Source organism: Intestinibacter sp. (assembly GCF_022780145.1).
Classification (GTDB): domain Bacteria; phylum Bacillota; class Clostridia; order Peptostreptococcales; family Peptostreptococcaceae; genus Intestinibacter.
In genome coordinates this window covers 1-18285 of the sequence record NZ_JALEXO010000180.1, presented here as the reverse complement: position 1 = coordinate 18285, position 18285 = coordinate 1, and the positions used below count along the sequence as shown (strand labels likewise).

At 31.5% G+C, this 18285-nt stretch carries 20 protein-coding genes; 14 read left to right on the top strand and 6 right to left on the bottom strand.

Going from position 1 to position 18285, the window contains the following annotated elements:
• The 4 genes from MR593_RS07225 to MR593_RS07210 form a co-directional block, all read right to left on the bottom strand.
• The coding region (locus MR593_RS07225; protein ID WP_290691381.1) for an acyl-CoA dehydratase activase-related protein at positions 1–4007 on the bottom strand (4007 nt) is incomplete at its 3' end.
• Between the two features lie 32 nt (positions 4008–4039).
• The gene (locus MR593_RS07220) at positions 4040–4693 is read right to left on the bottom strand and encodes a TetR/AcrR family transcriptional regulator (RefSeq protein ID WP_290691378.1); all 654 of its coding nucleotides are present in this window, start codon (positions 4691–4693) and stop codon (positions 4040–4042) included.
• Between the two features lie 292 nt (positions 4694–4985).
• Positions 4986–5309: a DUF1540 domain-containing protein gene (locus MR593_RS07215; RefSeq protein WP_290691377.1), complete on the bottom strand. Its 324-nt coding sequence runs from the start codon at positions 5307–5309 to the stop codon at positions 4986–4988.
• A gap of 67 nt (positions 5310–5376) precedes the next feature.
• Entirely contained in the window at positions 5377–5697 is a 321-nt protein-coding gene (locus tag MR593_RS07210) for a hypothetical protein (protein WP_290691374.1), read from the bottom strand.
• Between the two features lie 159 nt (positions 5698–5856).
• On the opposite strand from MR593_RS07210, the gene MR593_RS07205 reads away from it, so the two are divergent.
• The 9 genes from MR593_RS07205 to MR593_RS07165 all read left to right on the top strand — a co-directional run bounded on the left by MR593_RS07205 (position 5857) and on the right by MR593_RS07165 (position 12349).
• A complete protein-coding gene (locus MR593_RS07205) occupies positions 5857–6426 on the top strand; it encodes a hypothetical protein (protein WP_290691371.1) in 570 nt (189 codons plus the stop codon).
• A gap of 186 nt (positions 6427–6612) precedes the next feature.
• Entirely contained in the window at positions 6613–7110 is a 498-nt protein-coding gene (ruvC, locus tag MR593_RS07200; protein ID WP_290691369.1) for a crossover junction endodeoxyribonuclease RuvC, read from the top strand.
• Between the two features lie 19 nt (positions 7111–7129).
• Positions 7130–7723, top strand: coding sequence for a Holliday junction branch migration protein RuvA (gene ruvA, locus MR593_RS07195; protein WP_290691366.1), 594 nt, complete (start codon positions 7130–7132; stop codon positions 7721–7723).
• Between the two features lie 38 nt (positions 7724–7761).
• A complete protein-coding gene (ruvB, locus tag MR593_RS07190; protein ID WP_290691363.1) occupies positions 7762–8778 on the top strand; it encodes a Holliday junction branch migration DNA helicase RuvB in 1017 nt (338 codons plus the stop codon).
• A 95-nt stretch (positions 8779–8873) separates the two neighbouring features.
• Positions 8874–9899 (top strand): tRNA preQ1(34) S-adenosylmethionine ribosyltransferase-isomerase QueA, encoded by a 1026-nt coding sequence (gene queA / locus MR593_RS07185; RefSeq protein WP_290691360.1) that lies wholly within the window; start codon positions 8874–8876, stop codon positions 9897–9899.
• A 32-nt stretch (positions 9900–9931) separates the two neighbouring features.
• A complete protein-coding gene (locus tag MR593_RS07180; RefSeq protein ID WP_290691357.1) occupies positions 9932–10441 on the top strand; it encodes a phosphate-starvation-inducible PsiE family protein in 510 nt (169 codons plus the stop codon).
• 13 nt (positions 10442–10454) lie between these two features.
• Positions 10455–11576, top strand: a complete 1122-nt coding sequence (gene tgt / locus MR593_RS07175) for a tRNA guanosine(34) transglycosylase Tgt (RefSeq protein ID WP_290691354.1) — start codon at positions 10455–10457, stop codon at positions 11574–11576.
• Positions 11577–11648: 72 nt separating this feature from the next.
• Positions 11649–11930 (top strand): preprotein translocase subunit YajC, encoded by a 282-nt coding sequence (yajC, locus tag MR593_RS07170; protein WP_290691351.1) that lies wholly within the window; start codon positions 11649–11651, stop codon positions 11928–11930.
• A 59-nt stretch (positions 11931–11989) separates the two neighbouring features.
• Entirely contained in the window at positions 11990–12349 is a 360-nt protein-coding gene (locus MR593_RS07165) for a TIGR04086 family membrane protein (protein WP_290691348.1), read from the top strand.
• A 77-nt stretch (positions 12350–12426) separates the two neighbouring features.
• Here MR593_RS07165 and MR593_RS07160 read toward each other — a convergent pair whose 3' ends face one another.
• Complete coding sequence (locus tag MR593_RS07160) at positions 12427–13383, bottom strand: helix-turn-helix transcriptional regulator (protein ID WP_290691345.1); 957 nt, start codon at positions 13381–13383, stop codon at positions 12427–12429.
• 404 nt (positions 13384–13787) lie between these two features.
• Here MR593_RS07160 and modA point away from each other — a divergent pair, with 404 nt between their 5' ends.
• From modA to MR593_RS07145, 3 genes are all read left to right on the top strand, one after another.
• The gene (gene modA, locus MR593_RS07155; protein WP_290691342.1) at positions 13788–14615 is read left to right on the top strand and encodes a molybdate ABC transporter substrate-binding protein; all 828 of its coding nucleotides are present in this window, start codon (positions 13788–13790) and stop codon (positions 14613–14615) included.
• Between the two features lie 107 nt (positions 14616–14722).
• Positions 14723–15415: a molybdate ABC transporter permease subunit gene (modB, locus tag MR593_RS07150; RefSeq protein ID WP_290691339.1), complete on the top strand. Its 693-nt coding sequence runs from the start codon at positions 14723–14725 to the stop codon at positions 15413–15415.
• 2 nt (positions 15416–15417) lie between these two features.
• Positions 15418–16479 (top strand): sulfate/molybdate ABC transporter ATP-binding protein, encoded by a 1062-nt coding sequence (locus MR593_RS07145; protein ID WP_290691336.1) that lies wholly within the window; start codon positions 15418–15420, stop codon positions 16477–16479.
• 61 nt (positions 16480–16540) lie between these two features.
• On the opposite strand, the gene MR593_RS07140 is transcribed toward MR593_RS07145, so the two are convergent.
• Entirely contained in the window at positions 16541–17005 is a 465-nt protein-coding gene (locus MR593_RS07140; protein ID WP_290691333.1) for a low molecular weight protein-tyrosine-phosphatase, read from the bottom strand.
• A 205-nt stretch (positions 17006–17210) separates the two neighbouring features.
• Between MR593_RS07140 and MR593_RS07135 the strand changes: the two genes are divergently transcribed.
• Positions 17211–17711 carry a gamma carbonic anhydrase family protein gene (locus tag MR593_RS07135; RefSeq protein WP_290691330.1) on the top strand — a complete coding sequence of 167 codons (501 nt, stop codon included), beginning with the start codon at positions 17211–17213 and terminating at the stop codon, positions 17709–17711.
• Positions 17712–17783: 72 nt separating this feature from the next.
• Entirely contained in the window at positions 17784–18185 is a 402-nt protein-coding gene (locus tag MR593_RS07130; RefSeq protein WP_290691327.1) for a formylmethanofuran dehydrogenase subunit E family protein, read from the top strand.
• Positions 18186–18285: the final 100 nt, after the last annotated feature.

Below are 18285 nucleotides of genomic sequence, written 5' to 3'. Positions count from 1 at the left end.
TGATTACCTATAGAAACTAATGAAGCAGTTTCCTTAGCTAATTCTAGAATTTTTTTAGGAGCTGTGAATCTCTTGCTCTTCTTTAATTCTTTTACATAAGTTTTTTGGTAGAAGCCGACTAAACCTATGAAGAATTTTGACATAAATTTACCTTTAGTTGTACCTTCTAGTTTGTGGTCTTTTCTGTAGATGCTGTTTACAGCAGAGTATAGGAAGAAGTTAGCCATTTCAGGCATTACAGCTTCTGCTCCTTCCCTTTCAAGGACATCTACTATGTGGTTATTAGCTGTCGGATGGAACTTAACTAATATTTCTCCAACAAGACCAACTCTAGGTTTTTTGATGTCTAGAAGTTCTAGGTTATCGAAATCTTTTATTATATTTTTTATATTTTTACTGAAGGTAGAGAATTTTGCATCTTCTAGTGAGTCCATGCAAATTTTAACCCATTTTTCATATAGAGCATTTGCGCTTCCTTTTACCTTTTCGTAAGGTCTAACTCTATATAAAACCTTCATAAATAAGTCTCCATATACGATTCCCATGAACGCTCTGTTTAAAAGTTTTAGAGAAATATTGTCCATAACGCCGTTGTCTTCTAATCCTTGGGCACTTAGAGATATAACTGGTACATCCTTGAAGCCTGCCTCATGCATAGCCTTACGTAAGAAGCCTATATAGTTAGTAGCTCTACAACCTCCACCAGTTTGAGTTATGGCAACTGCTACGTTATCTAAATCGTATTTTCCTGATTTAAGGGCGCTTATTAATTGGCCTATAACTATTATGGCTGGGTAGCATGCATCGTTGTTTACATATCTTAATCCTTCTTCGATAATTTCTCTACTAGTGTCTTGAAGAACTTCTATATTCCATCCACTTTCATTTACAGCTTTTTCTATAAATTGGAAGTGGATAGGTGACATTTGAGGAACTAATAATTTACGTTTTATATCGAATCTGTCGTTTTTAGTATAGTTTATTTTGTGTTCTTTGATATTTTCAACACTTATGTTATTAGATTCTCTTTCTAACATTGCAGCTTTTAGAGAACGAAGTCTTATTTTAGCTGCTCCTAAGTTGTTACCTTCATCTATCTTAATTACTGTGTAAATTTTTGATTTTTCAGCTAGTATTTCTTGTACTTGCTCTGTTGTTACAGCATCAAGACCACAACCAAATGAATTTAGCTGAACAAGCTCGATATTATCGTATTTTTTGACAAATTCAGCTGCCTTATAAAGTCTAGAGTGATATACCCATTGGTCTACAACTCTTAAAGGTCTTTGTACTTGAGCAAGGTGGCAGATACTGTCTTCTGTAAGTACTGCCATATCTAGTGAGTTAATTAATTCTGGCATACCGTGGTTGATTTCTGGATCAAGGTGGTATGGTCTACCAGATAAAACTATTGCTTTTAAGTTGTTCTTTTGTATTTTCTTAAGTGCTTCTTCACCAGCGTGTCTTATGTCGTCTTTGAAGGCGAATTCTTCTTTTGTAGCGGCATCTACAGCATGGTTGATTTCGTCTTTTGACACTTTTAAGTCAGCGAAGTAGTAAGAAAATACTTGGTAAAGTCTTCCTTTTAAGTTTTCCTTGTCATTTAAAGTCATAAATGGATTTAGGAATTTAATGTTCTTTTTCTTTAAATCAGGAACATTGTTTTTAATTATTTCAGAATAAGATATAACTACAGGACAGTTGTAGTGGTTATCTGAAGTCTTATCTTCTCTGTATTCATGTGTTACAGCAGGGTAGAAAATAGTTTTGACACCTTTGTCTATTAGACTTTGGATGTGACCGTGAACCATTTTACCTGGATAACAAACTGTTTCAGAAGCTATACTAGTCATACCTCTTTCGTAAAGCTTCTTAGAAGATCTTCCTGATAGAGTTACTTTAAATCCTAAATCTGTGAAGAAAGTAAACCAGAAAGGATAATCCTCGTACATATTTAAGGCTCTTGGTATACCTATTTCTCCTCTTGGAGCATCTTCTAATTTTAATGGTTTGTAGTGTTTAAATAATCTATCGTATTTGTATGCAAATAGATTTATAGGTTTTTCTTTATTTGGATCAGATTTTTCTGCACCGTATAAAGCAGCACCGTTTTCGCATCTATTTCCTGATACAAATATCTCAGTTTCTGAGAATTTATTTATAGTAAGTAGACATTTGTTTGAGCAGCCTTTGCATCTGCGGACTGTGCTGTCTACTTTTATGTTTTCTAATTCTTCTAAGCTTAAGAATTCTGTTTGATGGCCTTCTTTGAATTTTTCTTTACTTATTAAAGCAGCTCCAAATGCACCCATTATACCTGATATGTCAGGTCTGATTACATTTCTTCCAATTAATTTTTCAAAGCTTCTAAGAACTAAATCGTTGTAGAAGGTACCACCTTGAACAACTATATTTTTTCCTAACTCATCTAAATCTCTTATTTTTATAACTTTGAATAGAGCATTTTTTATAACTGAATAAGAAAGTCCAGCAGATATATCTGCAACAGTTGCACCTTCTTTTTGAGCTTGCTTAACTCTTGAGTTCATAAATACTGTACATCTAGAGCCTAGGTCAACTGGGTTTTGTGAGAATGTACCTTCCTTTGCAAAGTCTTGGATTGTCATAGAAAGAGATTTTGCAAAAGTTTCAAGGAAGGAACCACAACCAGAAGAGCAGGCTTCGTTAAGTATTATACTGTCTATTACCCCGTTTTTTATTTGAAGACATTTCATATCTTGCCCACCTATATCTAGTATGAAATCAACTTCAGGATCGAAGTATTTAGCTGCTTTGTAGTGAGCCATAGTTTCTATTTCACCGTAATCGATTTTTAGTGCTTTTTTAAGTAATGCTTCACCGTATCCTGTGACACAAGAAGAGACTATATTTGCATCTTTAGGTAAACATTTATATATGTCTTTTACTATATTTATAGAAGTTTTTAGTGGGCTACCTTCATTACTACTATAATATGTATAGACTAGGTTGCAGTCTTCGTCTATTAGTGCAGCCTTTGTAGTTGTAGAACCAGCATCTATACCCAAGAAGCAATTACCTTTTATTTTATTTAAATCTTTTTTAGTAACTTGAGCCTTATTATGCCTATTTAAAAATTCATCGTATTCCTCTTGATTTCTAAATAGAGGTTCTAATCCTTCTGAATTAGATAAATTCACGTCTTCTATTTCTTTTATTTTATTTATTAAATCTGATAAATTTACATCAGGTTCATCCTTTGCTAATATAGAAGCTCCCATAGCTATGTATAATTGAGCATCCTTTGGAAATACTATATCTTTATCACCTAAGTTTAATACGTTTTTAAAGGCGGTTCTAAGTTCTGATAGGAAATATAGAGGACCACCTAAAAATGCTACCTTACCTTCGATTGCTCTACCACAAGATAGAACACTTACTGTTTGAACGACAACAGCGTTAAATATACTCATAGCGATATCTGCTTTTCTTGCACCGTCGTTTATTAACGGTTGAATATCTGTTTTGGCGAAAACACCGCATCTAGAAGCTATAGGATATATGACCTCATAATCCTTAGCCATTTCATTAAGACCAGCTGCGTCTGTTTTTAATAAGCTCGCCATTTGATCTATAAATGCACCAGTACCACCGGCACATATACCATTCATTCTTTGGTCTATACCGCCACTTAAATAAGTTATTTTGGCGTCTTCTCCACCAAGTTCAATTACAACATCAGTTTCTGGATTGAAGGTTTCTATTGCTTTTGTAGATGAAATTACCTCTTGTACAAATTTTAAACCTAGATATTTAGAGATATCTATTCCCCCAGAACCAGTTACCACAGTAGAGATTCTAATATCCCCAAACTTATCATATACTTCTGTCAAAACATCCTTAACAGCTTTTTTTACATCAGAAAAATGTCTCGTATATTTTTTAAAAATTACTTCGTCTTGATCTAAAACGACAATTTTAACTGTAGTAGACCCGACATCTATACCTACATTAAATATTTTTTCCATAAATTAAACCTCCTCAAACTGACCCAAAATAATTATAAACTAAAAGCATTAACGATTAAGTCTTCTATGTATTTAAGTTCTTTCTCGTCGTCGTAATTTTTATCTGGATTAAAGATATATTTTTGTACGACGTATCCCCCCATATTTGCTAAAATAGTTCTAACTATAAATCCGTTTGGTATATCTTCTTTTATCATTTTCTTCGATTTAAAATAATCTAATATATGATTAAAGTTATCCATTATAGTCGGCATCAATGTGTCTATAATTTGGACTCTAAGCTCTTCTCGATAAAGCACCTCGGCAAATAAAACATGGGCAACCTTATAATTTTCATTTAAAAAATTAAATCTTTCGTATATTAGATTATGTATAAAAGATCTAAAGTCAGTATAAACCTCGTTTACATCTACGTTTTTAAAATCTATTACCATTTCAGGAAGAACGTATTCGAATATAAAAGGTGTAATAGAAGAAAGTAGTAAGTTTTCTTTTGTGCCGAAATGTTTAAAAATAGTTCCTTCAGCAACACCTGCAATTTTTGCTATTTCGCTAGTTGATGTATTCGAATATCCATTTTTAGCAAATAAATCGATGCTAGTTTCTAATATTTTTTTTCTCTTAGCGGTCATAGTCTTATTTTCTAAGATATCTTTCTTATATGAATCTAAAATAGAACATTGCATTTAAAATTCTCCTAAAATTTGAAGTTTTATATTAAAATAAACTTGTTTATTAAAAGAGTGAGTAAACACTCATCATATGAAACACAAAAATAGTGAGTAAATACTCACATATATAAAAGCATTATAGTTATTCCTACCATAATTTGTCAATCGAAAGCTGCGTTTTTTATGTTAAACTTGTGTTAAATGTTTGTGAAAACGTATATAGAGTTCTTCTAAAATAAAATAAACCCTATACAGAGAATATTGAAAAAGTATCTATCTGTATAGGGTGTTTTAAATGTGTTATTAATTATTTGCATTTAAAGCTTGAACAGTATGTCTCTGAATATAGATTAGCTGTATCAGCACTAGATGTTATAGTTATATTATCTAAGCTACAAATATTGTTGGCATTATAAGTACATGTTTTAACGTTGCATCCTATGTAGTCACAGCTACCGTTAGTATAAGTGTTACTTGTTAAATTGCTATAAGTAGATTGATCCAAAAATGAAGAACAGCAAGTGTGATTACTTGTGTGAGCCTTCTTGCCTGTCACAGATATTCTGTTTGCATAGCAGACACCTCCGTCGTTATGAGAACAATTTAGTACATTACATCCTATTCTTGCCATGTTACCTACCTCCTATTAAATTTAATCATTAATAGAAGTATTTCCAAAATATAAAAAAATATGTGTTTTAAAAGGAATTATTAATTAGTAAATTAAATGAATTTTTATCTAATAACGATTTTGCTATTAATGTATATGAGGAAGGATAAGTTTTGATAGATGGCCATATGTCTATTATAGATTTTTCATAGTCCTGTAGAGTTAATTTTTCGCCATTTGTGATTCTTTTACAAAATTCCTTTGAAAATTCCCTCATTTCAAGGTAAATATCTATGTTTAAATCAAAAAATATAGATGCTTTATGACAAGGTTCTTTTAAAATAATTAGGTTTTGTCTAAACTCTAGATAATCAATTCGATTTAATATATCGTAGGAGTTATTTTCCAAAGTGAGTCACCTCCGCCTTTATAAAATATTATTAATGATTATATGCATTTAATTTTCAAAATAGACCAAAATATCAATTTATCTGTGTATAAAAATTAATAAAAATGGAAAAAATACTAATAAAATTCCTACATATTATAGATAAGGAGGATAGATGTAATGAGTAGAGATAATTATCGTTGGATTATTCCATCATTGATAGCGCTAGGATTAGTATTATTAAGTGGAGGTATTTTTATAGGAGTTAAGAGCTATGAGACGCTTGAAGCTAGTAATAATAAGATTAAAGAATCAAGTACAATTTCAAGTAAGCAAAAATTTAAACTAGATGAATATTGCCAAATATGGCTTCAAGATGATGATCAAATACCAGTAATGTTAGGGAAGGTAACTGAGGACTTATTAAATAAGACAGAGGATGAAATAAAGGCAATTTTGAAGGAAAGATACCCAGATAAAGAAGTATCGACTATGAATAAATACCAAATAATTTTAAAGACATCTAAAGATAGTACAGATTTATCTAAGGCTAATAAGTATACATTGGAAAGTGAAGATGGATACATAAGTGTTTTTAAATACGATAAAAAAGGTCAAAAGGAATTAGTGGAGAAAACATCAATACAAATAGAATCTCTTCCAAAATCTGTACAAGATGAAGTAAAGGATGTAATAGTAGTAGAAAATGAAGAAGAAGCTTATTCTAGATTAGAGGATTTAGGAAGCTGATAGAGTATAAAATATGTTCTTTTTATGTTATACAGTGAAAGTAATGCTGGTATCATATAGAGAACATATTTTTTATGTTTATGGAAATATTTATTTTTTAGTTTATTTGTTAAAGCTTTAATTTATTTGATATAATAATGTATTAGAACATAGGTTTGTATAAAAAATGTGATTAGGAGGCCGAATTTGGTTATTTTAGGAATAGATCCAGGGATAGCTATAGTTGGATATGGAATAGTAGAATACAAAAATAATAAATTTAAAGTTATCGATTATGGAGCAGTGACGACTCCAGCAAATATGCCCACAGATAAGAGATTAGCGCTTGTCTACAAGGGGATAGATATTTTAGTAAAGAATTATAATATAGATGAGGTTGCAATTGAAGAACTGTTTTTTAATAAAAATGTAAAAACAGCTATAACAGTAGCACAAGCTAGAGGTGTTACAATGCTTGCATGTACGCATAACGGCAAGCCTATTTACGAATATACACCACTACAGGTAAAGCAAGGTGTAGTCGGGTATGGTAGGGCTCAGAAGATACAGGTACAGCAGATGGTGACATCTCTTTTGAAGTTAAAGGAGATACCTAAGCCAGATGATGTTGCAGATGCTCTAGCTGTGGCGGTTTGTCATGCACATGCAAATAGACTTGAAAAGACTTTAAAGAATTTTAAATAATAATTTATAAGGAGAATTTATGTACAGTTATATAAAAGGAATTATAGAAGAGGTATATTTAGATAAAATTATCTTGGAAAATAATGGTATAGGTTATGAGATAAATGTTTCTACTTATACGGCACAGAGTGTCCAAAAGGGAAAAAGTGCTAAGATATTTACTAAGCTGATAGTTAGAGAGGACGATATTAGCTTATGTGGGTTTGCAAGTAAGACAGAATTAGAGATGTTCAAATTGCTTACATCAGTATCGAAAATAGGACCTAAGGTAGGGCTTGGAATATTGTCTTCTGCGACTCCACAGCAATTGAGTGCGTATATATTGAGTGAGGATATAGCTAAGCTATCTAAGTGTCCAGGCGTGGGTAAAAAGACAGCTGAGAGAATAATTTTAGAATTAAAGGACAAGGTAGACAAGGATACAGCTGAGTTTGAAGCTACCTTATTTAATCAACAGCCAACGGGACTTGAATTAGATGAGGCCCTAGAAGCGCTACTTGCATTGGGATACTCTACTAGCGAAGCGAAGGATGCCGTGCAAAAATTCAAAAAAGACGGATTAAAAACAGAGGATATCATTAAAAAATCTCTTACATATTTAATGAGTAAGTAAATTAATATATTTCATATATAAAGAAAGGAGATGAAAGCATGTTTGATTTAGAGGATGAAAATAGATTGATAACTTCGACTATGAAGATAGAGGATAGCGAAACGGAGGTCAGCTTAAGACCGAAAGTACTATCTGATTATTTAGGACAGGAAAAGGTAAAGGAGCAGTTAGGAATATTTATAGAAGCTGCTAAGTCTAGAAATGAACCATTAGATCATGTACTATTATATGGACCTCCAGGTCTAGGTAAGACAACGCTAGCAGGAATCATAGCAAACGAAATGGGTGTAAACTTGAGAATTACATCAGGACCAGCTATCGAGAGAGCTGGTGATTTGGCTGCTATTTTAACTAATCTAGAAGAAAATGATGTATTATTTATAGATGAAATACACAGAATAAATAGAAGTGTAGAAGAGGTTTTATACCCTGCGATGGAAGATTATTGTATAGATATAATAATAGGAAAGGGACCTTCAGCTAGAAGTATAAGACTTGATTTGCCGAAGTTTACATTAATAGGAGCGACAACTAGAGCCGGTATGCTTACAAATCCACTTAGAGATAGATTTGGAGTTATATGTAAATTAGATTATTATTCAGTCGATGAATTGGCGAAAATTTCTATGAGATCAGCGAATTTACTAGATGCAGAAATTAACTTAAACGGAGCTATCGAGATAGCTAGACGTTCTAGAGGGACACCTAGAATTGCCAACAGACTTCTAAAGAGAGTCAGAGATTATGCACAGGTCAAGGCAGACGGCAAGATAACTGACGAGGTCGCTACTAAGGCTCTAGAACTATTAGGTGTGGATAACTTAGGACTTGATGATGTAGACGAGAAATTACTGCTTACAATAATCCACAAATTTGGTGGAGGACCAGTTGGTTTAGATACACTGGCTGCTTCTATAGGTGAGGATAGAAATACAATAGAAGACGTCTACGAGCCATACTTACTTCAATTAGGATTTATAAATAGAGGACCTAGAGGTCGTACAGTAATGCCTAAGGCTTATGAACACTTAAATATAGAATATCCAAATAAATGAGTGATTCAAAAAAGTCTACACAAATAAATAAATATTTGATATTATTGTAATTGTATGTTTTGACAAATATTTATTTAGAAAGGAAGTTAATATAATTGAAAACAAGTGATTTTAATTTTGATTTACCACAAGAATTAATAGCACAAGTTCCGATAAAAGACAGAACTAGCTCTAGACTTATGGTACTTGATAAAGAAACAGGCGAAATTGAACATAGAATATTTAGAGATATAATAGATTACCTAAACCCAGGAGATTGTCTAGTTTTAAATGATACGAGAGTAATACCTGCCAGACTTATAGGTTCGAAGGTGGGAACTGGAGGAAAGATAGAATTTCTTCTTTTAAAGAGAACAGAAGACGATACTTGGGAAACTTTAGTTAAACCAGGGAAAAGAGCTAAGATAGGAGCTAGATTTTCATTTGGAGATGGAAAGCTAATTGCAGAAGTCGTTGGAATGAGCGATGATGGAGCGAGAATTGTTAAATTTGAATACGATGGTATATTTGAAGAAATTTTAGACGAATTAGGAAATATGCCACTACCTCCATATATAACAGAAAAGCTAGAAGAAAAAGAGAGATACCAAACAGTTTACTCTAAACACAATGGTTCTGCTGCAGCTCCAACTGCCGGATTACATTTTACAAAGGAATTACTACACAAAATAGAAGAAAAGGGTGTAGATTTAGCATTTATAACTCTACATGTAGGCTTAGGAACTTTTAGACCTGTAAAGGTAGAGGATGTTACAAATCACCAAATGCATTCAGAGTACTATATAGTTACTGAAGAAGCAGCTGAAAAGATAAACAGAGCCAAAGCTAGCGGACACAGAGTAATAAGTGTCGGTACAACAAGCACTAGAACAATAGAATCAGTAGCAGATGAAAATGGAATAGTAAAAGCTAAATCAGGATGGACAAATATATTTATATATCCTGGATATAAATGGAAGGTTATTGACAACCTTATTACAAACTTCCATCTACCAGAGTCTACTTTGATAATGCTAGTTAGCTCTTTAGCAGGCAAGGATCACGTATTAAATGCTTACAAAGAAGCTGTTAAAGAAAGATATAGATTTTTTAGCTTTGGAGATGCTATGTTTATAAAATAGTATAGAATTTGACCTAATTAGGGGGGCAGTATATGAACAAAGATGTAAAGCAATCTTTTATTAAAATAGCACATTTTTCTGAGATTTTATTATCGATTGTTATATTGTTGGTAATATTTTTAGGTATATTTGATATTTTGAGAGAAATTTATGCCGCTTATATTATTGATTTTGCTCATCCTGTAAATTACGATCAGCTTAATGACTTCTTAGCACAGATATTATTACTTGTAATAGGCGTTGAGTTAGTTATTATGCTTTGTTTACATTTGCCGGAGACATTACTAGAGGTTTTACTTTATGCGATTGCTAGAAAGCTACTTTTAGTACCTAAGACAGCAGGTGTAGCGGATTTACTTTTAGGAGTATTGGCTATAGCAGGTATATTTTTTATTAAAAAATACCTTATGCCTAAAAAGGGCGAAACATTAAACGAAGATGAAGAAAAAGCAATAAAAGCTTATTTGAGAAGCAGAATTAGCAATTATGATAAAAAAAATAATAAGAATAACAAAGAAGTAATTTCTGAAGAAAATAATTAAAGGAGACGTAAACATGAGTGCGATAAGCTATGAACTTATAAAGACTTGCAAACAAAGTGGTGCAAGGCTTGGTATATTACACACACCACATGGAGATATAGAAACACCTATATTTATGCCGGTTGGAACACAAGCAACTGTAAAATCTATGACACCAGAAGAGCTAAAGGAAATAGGTTCACAAATAATTTTAAGTAATACTTATCATTTATACATGAGACCAGGACACGAATTAGTAAAGGAAGCTGGCGGACTTCATAAATTTATGAATTGGGATAAACCAATACTTACAGATAGTGGTGGATTCCAAGTGTTTTCACTAGGACCACTTAGAAAGATAACTGAAGAAGGAGTTACATTTAAGTCTCACTTAGATGGTTCAAGTCATTTCATAAGCCCAGAAAAAGCAATAGAAATTGAAAATGCTCTAGGTGCAGATATAATAATGGCATTTGATGAATGTGCTCCATATCCAGCAGATAGAGAATACGTAAAAAATTCCCTAGAGAGAACTACAAGATGGCTTCAAAGATGTAAGGATGCACATAAAAACACAGAAAACCAAGCATTATTCGGTATAATCCAAGGTGGTATGTACAAGGATTTAAGAGAGCAATCTGCTAAGGAAATAACATCTATAGACTTACCAGGATACGCAATAGGTGGTCTTAGTGTTGGAGAACCTAAGCCGTTGATGTACGATATATTAGAGCATACTACACCACTTATGCCAGCAGATAAACCAAGATATCTAATGGGTGTAGGTTCACCTGATGATTTAATAGAAGGTGTAATCAGAGGAGTGGATATGTTCGACTGCGTACTTCCAACTCGTATAGCTAGAAATGGTACAGCTATGACGAGCCAAGGAAAGGTAGTTGTCAGAAATGCCACTTATGCCAGAGATTTCAGCCCACTAGATCCTGAATGTGATTGTTACTGCTGTAAAAATTACACAAGAGCATATATAAGACATCTAGTAAAGGCAAATGAAATATTAGGAGCTAGACTTATAACTACACACAACTTGAGATTTTTACTTAAATTAATGGAACAAATAAGACAAGCTATTAGAGAAGATAGACTTCTAGACTTTAGAGAAGAATTTTTTACAAAATATGGCTATGAATTATAATATATTTAATATATAATATATTATGTTTAAAAATAAATATTTAATTAAATAAAACTAAAGGAGAGAAATCAAATGAATCAACAATTAATGTGGTCACTACTTTATATAGTAGCTTTATTTGCGATATTCTATTTCTTATTTATAAGACCTCAAAAGAAAAAAGACAAGGAATTAAAAGAAATGAGAGATAGTCTTGCTGTTGGAGACACTATAATAACTATCGGTGGTATTGTTGCTAATGTAGCTAAAATAGAAGAAGAAACTGTAGTTATAGAATTTGGACCAAGTAGAACTAAAATGCCAATACAAAAATGGGCTATAGGTTCAGTTCAAGAAAAGAAAGAAATTCAATAATAATTAGGAATTTAAAACCTCCCACTTAAATATATATATTTAAGAAGGGAGGTTTTTTTATGTCTAAGGTTATAAATATTTTTAAAGGTCTAGGATATGCATACATATTTACTTTGCTTGTCATTTTGATTTACAATGCGCTTTTGACATTTACAAAGCTGTCCTCTGATAATACGGGATTGGTGCTTTCTATTATTACTACATTTGGTTCAGCCTTTGGTGGGTTTTATGCATGTAAGCAGATAAAGGAAAAGGGACTTATATATGGATTGATAGAGGGACTTCTGTATATAGTATTTTTGATTGTTTTGATTTTTTTAGCTAAAGAAACTTTTTCTTTTGAGATGAGTATGCTGTATAGTACGGTTTTGACTACTTTAGCTGGAGGAATAGGAGGAATTATAGGGGTTAATTTTTAATTGGTTTGATTTTTAACACAAAAAAGGAATTGATTTGTAGCTTTAATCAATTCCTTTTAAAAAAAGTTAAAGGTGGGTTATGTTTCTGATATTATTTTGCCCGTATCTCTTAAATCATAACCACCAATTCCTTCTAATTCAGCTTTAAAATTTTCAGAAGATAAAATATTTAGCATTTCTTTATATACTGGATCTTGTAGATTTTCTTTCTTGATTATTAAGTCATATCTTTCTTTTTGAAGAGGCACAAAATCTACGTTGTCTATTTGGCGTGCAACCTTTTCGATTCCTATACCGAAATCGGCCTTTCCTCTCGCCACTGCACTTGCTACAGAAATATGAGAATTTTCTTCATAGTCATAGCCATTTATTTGGTCAGATGGAATATTTAAAGAACGAAGCTTTCCATCTAGTAAAACTCTGACTCCACATCCTCTTTCTCTATTTACATAAGTTAGATCTTTTCTTTTTAAATCATGCCAACCTTGAATATCTTTTGGATTTCTTTTTTTAACGTAAAATCCTTGAATTCTATAAGTTAAATTTACAATTATGCAAGGAATTCCTGGAAGCATTTTTTTTACAAAATCAGTATTGTATTCTCCGGTTTCCCAATCCCATAAGTGACATGAAGCTACAGAAACTTTATTATTGTAAAGATTGTATAAATTGTCATAACTTCCAGAGTAAGATCTATATGATTTTATATTTTGTAGATTACCTTCTAGGTGTCTACTTAAAATATCTAAAATCATATCTTGACCAGAAATTATTATATCTCTGCTATCTACTTCAGCACTATTAATCAAAGCACTTACATTTGGATCTTTTATATCAGCTCTTGAGATAGGTTTCATTGTTGTATTATTTTTTTGGCTATTTATATAATTTTCGACATCCTCTTTATCAATACGTAGTTTTCTTCCGACTTTATAAGCTGGGATTTCTCCTCTTTTTACTAATTCATATACCGTGTTCTTAGTTATTTTTAATATTTCAGCAACTTCCAAAGGTGTTAATGATGTTGAACCCATATTTATCTTCCTCCTCACTTTGTATAAATTCTATGCAATAAAAAAAATCTCTATATGTTTAAATGTAACATAAAATGACATAAAAGATAATAGAAATATTAAAAAAAGTTTCAAATTTGTATAAAATCAAAGATTAGTTAAGAAACACTATATAACGGTAATAAATAAATTTAAAAAAATAAATAAACAATATATAAGAATACTCATAAAAATAAAGTATTAAAACATAATAAAACATAACTAAATTAAGTCGATAGAAATATATTTTTATATGAAAGTATATTTAATATAAATGGAAATATATTGTAAAATTGTTGAAAAATAAGTTTAAACAATATATAATTAACTTAAAAATAATAAAACATTATTAAACGATGTACATCATTTTAGGAGGAGAGGTTAAAATGAAAAAAGTAGGAATTTTAAGTATTGTTTTATGCTTAGTATTAGGATTAGTTGGTTGTAGTTCTAGTTCAGGTGGATCATCTGCAAGTAGCGCTGCTAGTTCTGCTAGCTCTGCACAAGACGGAGATTCAGCAAGTATAGAATTAAACATATCTGCTGCAGCTTCATTACAAGAAGCTATGGTAGAAATTGAAAAAGAATTTAAAGAAGTTAATCCTGATATAAAATTAACAGTTAATTTAGGTGCTTCTGGTGCATTAATGCAACAAATACAAGAAGGTGCTCCATGTGACGTATTTATATCTGCAGGTGCAAAACAAATGGATCAATTAGTTACTGATGGAATAGTAGAAAAAGATGCTCCAAAAACATTATTAACTAATGACTTAGTATTAGTTGCTGCTAAAGGTGAAAAAGTAGAATCATTAGACGCTTTAAAAACTGATGACGTTGAAAAAATAGCTATCGGTGATCCTGAAAGTGTTCCAGCTGGTAAATATGCTAAAGAAGTTTTAGATAATACTAAATTATATAGTGATGTAGAAGATAAATTAGTTTTAGCTAAAGACGTTAAAGAAGTTCTATCTTGGGTACAACAAGGTAATGCAGATGTTGGATTTGTTTATTTAAGTGATGCAAAAGGTCAAGAAGATAACGTAGACGTAGTTTTAACTACAGATGCTGATACTCATTCAACTATAGCTTACCCAATAGCAGTTTTAAAAGAATCTAAACAAGCTGAAGCTGCTCAACAATTTGAAGACTTCATGTTAAGTGACGATGGACAAGCTATATTAGAAAAATACGGATTTAATAAAGCTGAATAATATTAAAATAAAAAAATTTTAATAAAATTATATGTAAGTTATAAATTAAATACTATAATATAATTAGGATATAAAGAGAAATAAAATTTAAGAGGAGGAAGAACAGCATGAATGCAGGATTAACACCCCTTTGGATTTCCGTTAGAACATCTTTATTGGCTACTGTAATAACATTTTTTACAGGAATAGTGACGGCTTACTTAGTTGCAAATTATAAAGGAAAGTGGAGGGGACTGATTGATAGTGTATTCACATTACCGCTTGTTCTTCCTCCTACTGTTTTGGGGTTCTTTTTATTGATATTTTTTGGAAAAAATGGTGTAGCAGGTAAGTTTTTAATGAAATTCGATATAAATATAATTTTTACTTGGACAGCGACCGTAATAGCAGCTGTTGTAGTAGCGTTCCCGATGATGTATAGATCAGCGCGTTCTGCTTTTGAGCAAATCGACGATAACTTAATCGCAGCAGCTAAAACCTTAGGAATGAGTAACTTCAAGATATTTTATAAGATAGCAGTACCACTTGCATGGCCAGGTATAATAGGTGGAGTAGTACTAGCTTTTGCAAGAGCTTTAGGTGAATTTGGAGCGACACTTATGATAGCTGGAAATATCCCAGGAAGAACTCAAACTATGCCGCTTGCTATATTTTTCCAAGTTCAGGCTATGAATTACAAAGGGGCTATGCTATGGGTAGCTACAATTGTGGCTATATCTATAGTTATGATATTAATATTAAACTTTTGGTCAGACAAACAACAGGATATTGTCGGCAAAAGAGTTAGAGGGGGGAGATAAAAATGTCTTTATATGTTGATATTGAAAAAGATTTAGGCTCCTTTAAATTAAAAGTAAAATTTGAACAGGAAAAAGGTACAGTAGGATTATTAGGTCAGTCTGGCTGTGGAAAAAGTATGACATTAAAATGTATAGCGGGAATTGTAAAACCAGATAGGGGAAAAATAGTAGTAGATGACAAGGTGTTTTTTGATTCTGAAAAGAAGATAAATATGCCTACACAAAAGAGAAGGGTAGGATTTTTATTTCAAAACTACGCGTTATTTCCACATATGTCTGTAAAACAAAATATACAGTTGGGAATTGAAAATCTAACTAAAAAGGAAAAAGACGATATAACTAGTGAATACCTTAAAAAATTTAAATTGGAAGGATTTGAAGATAGATACCCATGGCAATTATCAGGTGGACAACAGCAGAGAATTGCTTTAGCTAGAGCTTTATGTTTAAATCCTGATATATTGATATTAGATGAGCCTTTTTCTGCGTTAGATTATCACCTTAGAAGTAATATGGAAAATGAATTATGCGAAATATTAAAGGATTTTAAAGGAAATGCATTATTTGTCACTCATGATATTTCTGAGGCGTATAGAATAAGTGATGAAATAATAGTCTTTGAAAATGGGCTTTCTCTACCAAAGAGAGCTAAGGAAGAATTATTCGTACATCCAGCATCTATGACTGAGGCGATAATAACAGGATGTAAAAATATTTCTGCATGTGATGTTATAGATGAGCATACTGTTTATGCGACTGATTGGGGATTCAAATGTAAATTAGATTGCAATGTAAATCCAAAGTCAACCCATGTTGGAATTAGAGCTCATCATATGAAAGTAATTCAAGATAATGAAGTGACTATTGAAAATGAAGAGAATGTTTTCGATATGGAAGTTGTAAAAGTAATTGAAAACTCATTTTCGTATAATATTCATGTGAAATATCCAGGAGATGAAAATAATCTTTCATTACAGATGGAAGTTGATAAATATATAAATAAAGTAAAAGTCGGTCAAATAATAAAGGTTAAATTTGATTATAACTCAGTATTCGATTTTTAAAGATACAAAAGAGTATTGCAAAATGAAATTAAAATCTATTTTGCGATACTCTTTTACATAATTATTTGATGTTGTTTTTTTCGATATAATTTAAAAGAGCCTCGCAGCCTTCGATTATATCGTTGTATGTATCTTCAAAATTTCCAGTGTACCAAGGATCAGCGATATTTCTTGGATTATCTGAGAAATCTAATAAAAGCTTGATTTTATTATCCTTATCATTTGGTATAATACGAGATAAATTTCTAATATTATTGTTGTCCATACAAAGTATAAAATCGTATTTATCGTAATCTGATTTAGTTATTTGAGTGGCTTTTCTAGGTGTAAAAGGTACACCAACTTTTTTTAGCTTGTTTTTAGTTCCGTAATGTATATCGTTACCTATTTCTTCTCTACTAGTAGCAGAGGATTCTATGTGAAAATTATGAGATATTTTGCGTTTTGCAACCATATCCTTTAGTATAAATTCTGCCATAGGTGAACGACAAATATTCCCGTGGCATACAAACATAATATTTATCATTATATGTGCTCCTATCTATTTTATATTTAAAAATAATGATAATATAATTTTGAAATTTTGACAAATTGCAATATGATTATTTTCAAATATAATAATATAAAATAAAAAATGATGTAGTTTTACATTATTATATTTTATGATAGACTTAAATCATAGGTATCCAAAAAATTGTGTTAGAAAATAATATTAGAAGGGACGTATGAATATGATTAAAGAATTTGATGGAATCAAGCCTGAAATCGACGAATCTGTTTTTGTGGCAGAGAGTGCGGATATTATAGGTGATGTAAAAATAGGAAAAAATTCAAGCGTATGGTACAATACTGTTCTTAGAGGTGATGAACACGCTATAAGAATAGGAGAAAACACTAATATACAAGATGGTACTGTAGTACATGTTGGTTGGGATACAGACACTATTATAGGGGATAATGTGACAGTAGGACATAATGCTCTAGTTCATGGATGTACTATAGGAAACAACAGTCTTGTAGGTATGGGAGCTATAGTTTTAAATGGCGCTGAAATAGGCGAATTTTGTATGATAGGAGCTGGAGCTTTAGTGACTCAAAATAAAAAGTTCCCAGATGGAACTCTTATAATAGGCTCTCCTGCAAAAGCTGTAAGAGAATTGACTGAAGAGGAAAAACAAAGTTTAATAAAATCTGCAAATGATTATTATGAAACTGCTCAAAAACATAAATAATTAAAGCGATAAATGGAGATAGTATTATAATGCTATGTCCATTTTTTGAATAAAAATAGGGGGAATTGGAAGATGAAATTTGATAAAGAATTATGGGAAAAGGTTACAGAATACCACGGACATAAATGTCCAGGAATAGCTATGGGATTTAAGATGTGTGAAGCAGCGATTTTAGAGATGGATGCAAATCCTTCAGAAGATGAAATAGTTTGTATATCTGAAAATAAGACTTGTCCAGTAGATGCTGTGAGATATATATTTGGATGTACTGAAGACAATCAAAAATTGGAAATTAGACCATCAGACGACCTAGCTTTTTCATTTTTTAATAAGACAAATGGCGAAAAATTGAAGGTACAATTAAAAGAGTTAAATAAAGATAAAAAAATGGATAAAAATGAATTTATGGATTATATATTAAATGCAAATGCATTTGATTTAGTTGTATTTTCAGATCCTGTGTTTGAATTTTAATAGATAATTAAAGTGGAGGTGGGGATTTATGTTTATTGATAAAATAAAAGAGATTTGGGAAAATGATACTGCAAATAGTGCGGCTGCGATTGATTTATGG

What these genes read in the sequence shown, in the direction of transcription:
- modB (WP_290691339.1), top strand. Translation starts at nt 14,723, where the DNA reads ATGAATGCAGGATTAACACCCCTTTGGATTTCCGTTAGAACATCTTTA.
- MR593_RS07205 (WP_290691371.1), top strand. Translation starts at nt 5,857, where the DNA reads ATGAGTAGAGATAATTATCGTTGGATTATTCCATCATTGATAGCGCTA.
- MR593_RS07140 (WP_290691333.1), bottom strand. Translation starts at nt 17,005, where the DNA reads ATGATAAATATTATGTTTGTATGCCACGGGAATATTTGTCGTTCACCT.
- MR593_RS07215 (WP_290691377.1), bottom strand. Translation starts at nt 5,309, where the DNA reads ATGGCAAGAATAGGATGTAATGTACTAAATTGTTCTCATAACGACGGA.
- modA (WP_290691342.1), top strand. Translation starts at nt 13,788, where the DNA reads ATGAAAAAAGTAGGAATTTTAAGTATTGTTTTATGCTTAGTATTAGGA.
- MR593_RS07135 (WP_290691330.1), top strand. Translation starts at nt 17,211, where the DNA reads ATGATTAAAGAATTTGATGGAATCAAGCCTGAAATCGACGAATCTGTT.
- ruvB (WP_290691363.1), top strand. Translation starts at nt 7,762, where the DNA reads ATGTTTGATTTAGAGGATGAAAATAGATTGATAACTTCGACTATGAAG.
- MR593_RS07130 (WP_290691327.1), top strand. Translation starts at nt 17,784, where the DNA reads ATGAAATTTGATAAAGAATTATGGGAAAAGGTTACAGAATACCACGGA.
- MR593_RS07160 (WP_290691345.1), bottom strand. Translation starts at nt 13,383, where the DNA reads ATGGGTTCAACATCATTAACACCTTTGGAAGTTGCTGAAATATTAAAA.
- ruvA (WP_290691366.1), top strand. Translation starts at nt 7,130, where the DNA reads ATGTACAGTTATATAAAAGGAATTATAGAAGAGGTATATTTAGATAAA.
- MR593_RS07165 (WP_290691348.1), top strand. Translation starts at nt 11,990, where the DNA reads ATGTCTAAGGTTATAAATATTTTTAAAGGTCTAGGATATGCATACATA.
- MR593_RS07145 (WP_290691336.1), top strand. Translation starts at nt 15,418, where the DNA reads ATGTCTTTATATGTTGATATTGAAAAAGATTTAGGCTCCTTTAAATTA.
- tgt (WP_290691354.1), top strand. Translation starts at nt 10,455, where the DNA reads ATGAGTGCGATAAGCTATGAACTTATAAAGACTTGCAAACAAAGTGGT.
- yajC (WP_290691351.1), top strand. Translation starts at nt 11,649, where the DNA reads ATGAATCAACAATTAATGTGGTCACTACTTTATATAGTAGCTTTATTT.
- MR593_RS07180 (WP_290691357.1), top strand. Translation starts at nt 9,932, where the DNA reads ATGAACAAAGATGTAAAGCAATCTTTTATTAAAATAGCACATTTTTCT.
- MR593_RS07220 (WP_290691378.1), bottom strand. Translation starts at nt 4,693, where the DNA reads ATGCAATGTTCTATTTTAGATTCATATAAGAAAGATATCTTAGAAAAT.